Below are 5,329 nucleotides of genomic sequence, written 5' to 3'. Positions count from 1 at the left end.
TCTCAACCAGTTCCATTTTGTTTTTATAGGCGTCCATATCCTTAGCCACGTCCTCTCCCTTCTTGCTTTTTCCAGTCGCGGACAGGGCGACGACCTCAATCAACATCTGAAAACGGGATTGACCGAAGCATGCCCCGGCATTCTCTTGCACAGCGATTTACCAGAATCGCGGTGTGAAGACGGCGTCTCCGCTACTCGCAATCGGCTGTCGTCGGAGCCGTGCCGGGCTCGCCTTGCATGGCTCTTTCCAACGGAAGCCTGCATTCATAACGCCCTTGAGCTGGCGCGGGGATAGGCACTGCCCACTGAGAGAAAATCACCGCGCCCTGGCTGCAACCATTCGCCAAGTACCCGGCTTTCCCTCGAACACAGCTTCGACAAGTTTTTCCCCATCGACCCACCCCAGATGCGCTAGGAGTTCGCACGCGATAGAATCTTTGCCAATACTAATACATCGCTTCACGGCAACCGTCGATCCAGTCCCGTGCATTGAGATATCCCAATTGGATAAGCGAAACAGCTCGCCTTTGGCGGTTTCGTCAGATGGCCGGATGGCCGCATCGACAGCGGATTCCATAAGCCCGTTCAATGGAGAAGCGGCTTTTGAGCCTTCACCAAAGTCGAAGCCTCGGCGACCGATCAATGGTGCGGCGTAGATGCCAATAAGGATACCGATCGTCATCCCGAGCAGGAGGCTTCGACCGCTCACGGATCAATAGCCGTTGTCGCGGAGGAACTGGTCGATGGCTGCCTTTATGATCACCGTCATTTTGATATCGTTGTCGAAGGCAGCCTTTTGCAGTCGCATCTTCGTGTCGTAGTCCAGCGGGCAATTGACGTAGTGCTTGGCTTCCCGCGCGTGCGCTCGTTTGAGGTTGCGCAGGCGATAGCGTCCCTCCTCTTGAGCCAGAGCACGTTCGATTGACTTGCTCTTGCGCTCTTCACCGCCCGGGTTCGGCAGACCGCGCCGCGGCCGTTCTCTTGTCGCATCCGCTGCTGAAACCGGCGCCGCTGTTGGTCCCTGTGCGGCCATTCCCGCATCTGCCTCTGCCGACACAGAGGCTGGCTTCACTGTGGCTTTGGATGTCGCTGGCTTCGGCCGTCGCGGTGCGATCGGAAAGTCAGAGACGGACAGTTTGCCTGGTTTAGACATTTCCTACCTTTTCCCGGTTTGCCGCGAGATGGCGGTCGAGCTCGGCCACAAGCGCTGCGACCTCCGCGCGACCCTTCATGACCGGGTCGGTTAGCTCGAGCATCTGCAAGGTGCCGAGGCCGTTGCGGATTTCGCGGTAGCAATTTCTTTCGGTGAGCTCGGTTTCCATCAGCGTCGATTCATAGCCATTGTCGCGAAGATTGGCGATGAACGGACGGATCAGCCTGTAAGCCTCGAGAACGCGGCCCGGCAGAGCGATGCGCGTCACCACGTTGACGTGCGGAATCGTACGCCCCTCCCTATCGCCAATATCCGCCGTGATGTTGGCGGCTTCGCCGGCCGCCTTGATTTCATCCTGGTTCGGCTGAATTGGCGTCAGCACCAGGTCGGAGTTGCGGATGATCGTATCGCGGATGACGCTGTCGACGCCCGGTGAGTCCATCAGGATTACGTCGTAGACGCCGTCTTGTTCGGCAAGCATCGTGCGGAGGTGCATCAATGGCCAGGACCTCTAAGCCCTCAATCTCTTGCATCACCTTTCCAGCGATACCTTGCAAATCGCCGTACATGCCGACGGTCGACTCGATTACGCCTTGTTGGATGATGCTGAGCTCTATTGGATCATGCAAAACGGCATAAAAATGACCGGGATGCCTGCGTTTGGTTCAACGCACAACCAGGAAGAGCTATGGGCGATGGTGGCCTTTACCCGACGTCTTCCAGAGATGTCGCAATCGGAATACGAGAAAATCACCGAAGCCTCTGAAGGGCATCATCAGGCTGGAGGTGAAGACCGTGCACCGGCTGCGTTTCGCAAGTGAGTCGTACAGGGACTGCGGAAGGGCGGTCGTGATCGCTGTCCGGTCGTGGCGACAAAGGGCCGCCTGATCCTCGGCTGTAGATCGTGTTCGCGCATCAGGCGACGAATCTTCCCTGCCGCGCAGGGCGGTGACGCTTGATAGCCAGGTTCGAATTTGTCGCGGAGGACGCTGCTGGGATCACCGGTCCTAACTTGGTAAGACGTGGGTAGGTTGGATTGTCCGGTTCAATTGGTCATGACTGCCACGCAACGTCCGCTTCCGCGACCACGATCTGACGGAACTTCTTCCGCGATGGCAGCCTTCTTTTCAGGTTGCGACAGACGCAGGACATCTTCGAGACAGAGCGCGCCGCCATCTCCGCTGCTGCCGTCCCGCGCCGCGAATTCACGCGGGCCAACTCGAGGACTACCTGAGGACAACCGGGGCGACGCGTTGGTGTATATGACGCTCGGCATGGTGAAGTGGGTGGAGCTTGGTGTCCGCACGCCCTGTATGCAAGGTCACGGGCAGGTTCTGACCCTATTCCCGACCTTGACAGCCAAGCGCAATATGCGCCAGTTGCGTCTTCGGTCGTTGCAAGCCTTGACACGATATGAATCAGCATTGTTGGGCGGCAACCTGAGGATTGAAACCGATATTCGCCTCGCTGGAATGTCTAACGCGACTCCGTCATGATCTTCCGGCCCTGTCGAGCGACGCTGCCAAAGCCGGTGACGCCAACGCAGGTGATGAGGGCAGGCTAGATCAGTGCAGCAGATCCGCCCGGCGACTTTTCTTTTTGCGGCCCGAGCCCTGCGCGACATGGGCGACGGCTTTGTGGCCGTTCTGTTGCCGGTCTATCTCCTCGCATTAGGCTTCGCGCCTCTGCAGGTCGGCATCATAGCAACCGGATCGCTGCTCGGTTCAGCGCTCTTAACCATCGCCGTCGGACTCCTTGGTGCCCGACACGATCACCGCCAACTCCTGCTTGCCGCCGCCAGTCTGATGGTCGCCACGGGTGTGGCCTTTGCTGTGGTCCACGACTACGCGCTGCTTTTGGTGATCGCCTTCGCAGGCACCATCAACCCGTCGGCCGGCAGCGTCAGCGTATTCGTGCCCTTAGAGCATGCCGTGCTCACACGCGAAGTCACCGACGCCGCGCGGACCAAGATGTTCGCGCGCTACAGCCTTGTGGGTGCGCTCGCAGCCGCGGTTGGCGCGCTCGCTTCGGCGACACCTGATCTTCTGGCTCCAGCCGGCCTCGATCAACTCACCGGCATCAAGGCGATGTTCGTGCTTTATGCGTTGCTGGGCCTGCTCGGCGGTCTCCTTTACGCGCAGATCCCGCAGCGCCGTCCAACGTCGGACTCCGGCAGCACGTCCGCGCTTGGCCCCTCGCGGAATATCGTTTTCAAGCTTGCGGCCCTTTTTAGCCTTGATGCCTTTGCCGGCGGCTTCCTCGTCCAGTCGCTGCTTGCCCTGTGGCTTTTCGAAAAATTCGACCTGTCGCTTTCGGAAGCGGGCTTTTTCTTCTTCTGGTCCGGCGTGCTTTCGGCGTTCTCATTCCCCGTTGCCGCCTGGCTGTCGCGGCATATCGGACTCATCAACACGATGGTGTTCACACACATTCCGTCCAGCATCGCCCTGATGCTGGCGGCGCTTGCGCCGACGCTCCCTCTGGCGCTCGCCCTGCTGCTGATCCGTGCCGCGCTTTCGCAGATGGACGTCCCGACGCGCTCGTCTTACGTCATGGCCGTCGTCACGGAGGCAGAGCGGGCAGCCGCCGCGAGCTTCACATCGGTCCCGCGCAGTTTGGCTGCCGCAGCCAGTCCCGCCCTGGCGGGCGCTCTGATCGCTGCCTCGTTCCGGGCATGGCCCCTCCTGATCTGCGGCACACTCAAAATCATTTATGATCTGCTGCTGCTGATGCAGTTCCAGAACGTCAAGCCGCCAGAGGAACGCTGATATTTGGGTTGCTTGACCGGGAGGGGTCAATCGCGAAGGCAAATGTTGGAAAGGTCGTCGATCACTTCGGCTCTGACTCCGGACTTGTCGAATGCCTAATGTGACCCGACATCCTCGACGCGATGCCTGCAGACCATCACCCGCAGCGCAGCAGACAACGAAAGTCTCCGCTGGGCTCTGCCGATCAGGCAGGCCGTGCTTTGTAAAAGCGGCACCAACCATCGGGGCTGATTTCACCCGCGACAATCTCGGATGCATTCGGCTTCAGGAAATGGGTGCACCCGGCGCAGCGGCGACCTTTGTTTGGAACATCCTAATAAAGCGCCACAGGCTTTGGGGTTGTTTCGGCGCCGCGCGCCGCAGGCTGACCTGTCATGCAGGAAGCAAGCCCACCTGCACCGGCAAATCGCCGCGCCGGTCGTCGACACCTTAAGAAATTTCCGGCGAGACAGCGCTTGGCCCGGCTCACATTGTGCCGACCCGCAATTTATCTCACCACATGTCTTTAATGATCTTTCCTCCCAATCGAACCCAAAGAAGCGCCGAGTGCTGATCAGATCGATTTGAGGTACTCGATCAGATCACTCTTTTCCTGATCGGTCAGATCAAGGCCGAGATGGCCGTCATAGTGCTCCTTCTGCGCAAGACGTCGATCGGTTCCACTCCTCCTGGGTCGATCAAGTTTAAGGACCCGACGTCTCCTCCCGGCTCGAGGTCTATTTCAATAAAACCGTATGTCACCGTCCTGCTTCCTTGATCCCTTGCCTTCCCTTACAATCCCTTCCGGACACAGAGGAGTTCCGCCATGAGCGAAGACGCCGTCAACATGTCGATCCGCAAGTTCCTGAAGGAAGTCGGCGTCACCTCCCAGCGCAAGATCGAGGAGACGGTGCGCGAAGGGCAAATCGGCGGCAAGAAGCTGAAGGTCCGCATGACGCTGACGGCGGAAGGCACCGGCCTCAACCACGTGGTGGACGGCGAGATCGAACTTCCATAAGCCCGGCGAAGCGACCTAGCGAAACGTCCGACGCGGCCGAAAGCGGTCGAGACGGATCAGCGGTTGGAATGGCGTCTGGCCGAGTCGATGTAGTACCGCTCACCCCACGCTCTTGCGACTCTGAGGGAACGCGAAAGACCGACCCTAAGCGGAAGCTCGCTCGCTCCGGGTCAATTCACGGCCATGACCCCAAGCGGACGCTCATTCGCCCCGGCCGAATTCAACCATGACCCGTTGGTGACCTTCGTTCCTCGTGCCGCGAATGACCGCTTAGCGCCCGATCTCGGCCGTAGAGATCAGCTTCTCCGCGTCCTGAAAGCAGATGAGGTGGATGGCTCCCGCTCCCGGCATCTGAGTGCCACAGTGGGTTTGCTGTCAGGCAACCCGAGCAAAGGAGCCATCCGCCATGCAGAT

6 protein-coding genes and 1 pseudogene are annotated in these 5,329 nt (G+C 59.4%); 4 read left to right on the top strand and 3 right to left on the bottom strand.

Annotated elements, in window-relative coordinates; all coding sequences use genetic code 11:
* Positions 1–316 precede the first annotated feature (316 nt).
* From NKJ94_RS36815 to NKJ94_RS36805, 3 genes and pseudogenes are all read right to left on the bottom strand, one after another.
* On the bottom strand, positions 317–682 hold the full coding sequence (locus tag NKJ94_RS36815) for a hypothetical protein (protein WP_352532620.1): 366 nt from the start codon (positions 680–682) through the stop codon (positions 317–319).
* 30 nt (positions 683–712) lie between these two features.
* Positions 713–1,033 carry a hypothetical protein gene (locus NKJ94_RS36810; RefSeq protein ID WP_352532618.1) on the bottom strand — a complete coding sequence of 107 codons (321 nt, stop codon included), beginning with the start codon at positions 1,031–1,033 and terminating at the stop codon, positions 713–715.
* 112 nt (positions 1,034–1,145) lie between these two features.
* Positions 1,146–1,643, bottom strand: a pseudogene (locus NKJ94_RS36805) (ParA family protein); the annotation flags it as partial.
* Between the two features lie 61 nt (positions 1,644–1,704).
* Between NKJ94_RS36805 and NKJ94_RS36800 the strand changes: the two are divergent.
* The 4 genes from NKJ94_RS36800 to NKJ94_RS36785 all read left to right on the top strand — a co-directional run bounded on the left by NKJ94_RS36800 (position 1,705) and on the right by NKJ94_RS36785 (position 4,915).
* Entirely contained in the window at positions 1,705–1,974 is a 270-nt protein-coding gene (locus NKJ94_RS36800) for a c-type cytochrome (protein ID WP_352532616.1), read from the top strand.
* 435 nt (positions 1,975–2,409) lie between these two features.
* Complete coding sequence (locus tag NKJ94_RS36795; protein WP_352532614.1) at positions 2,410–2,649, top strand: hypothetical protein; 240 nt, start codon at positions 2,410–2,412, stop codon at positions 2,647–2,649.
* 126 nt (positions 2,650–2,775) lie between these two features.
* Positions 2,776–3,918: an MFS transporter gene (locus NKJ94_RS36790; protein ID WP_352532622.1), complete on the top strand. Its 1,143-nt coding sequence runs from the start codon at positions 2,776–2,778 to the stop codon at positions 3,916–3,918.
* A gap of 805 nt (positions 3,919–4,723) precedes the next feature.
* Positions 4,724–4,915 (top strand): DUF6494 family protein, encoded by a 192-nt coding sequence (locus tag NKJ94_RS36785; protein WP_023679340.1) that lies wholly within the window; start codon positions 4,724–4,726, stop codon positions 4,913–4,915.
* The last annotated feature ends 414 nt before the right edge of the window (positions 4,916–5,329 follow it).

Source organism: Mesorhizobium sp. M0060 (assembly GCF_040323155.1).
Lineage (GTDB): Bacteria > Pseudomonadota > Alphaproteobacteria > Rhizobiales > Rhizobiaceae > Mesorhizobium.
This window is presented reverse-complemented; position numbering and strand designations above follow the sequence as displayed.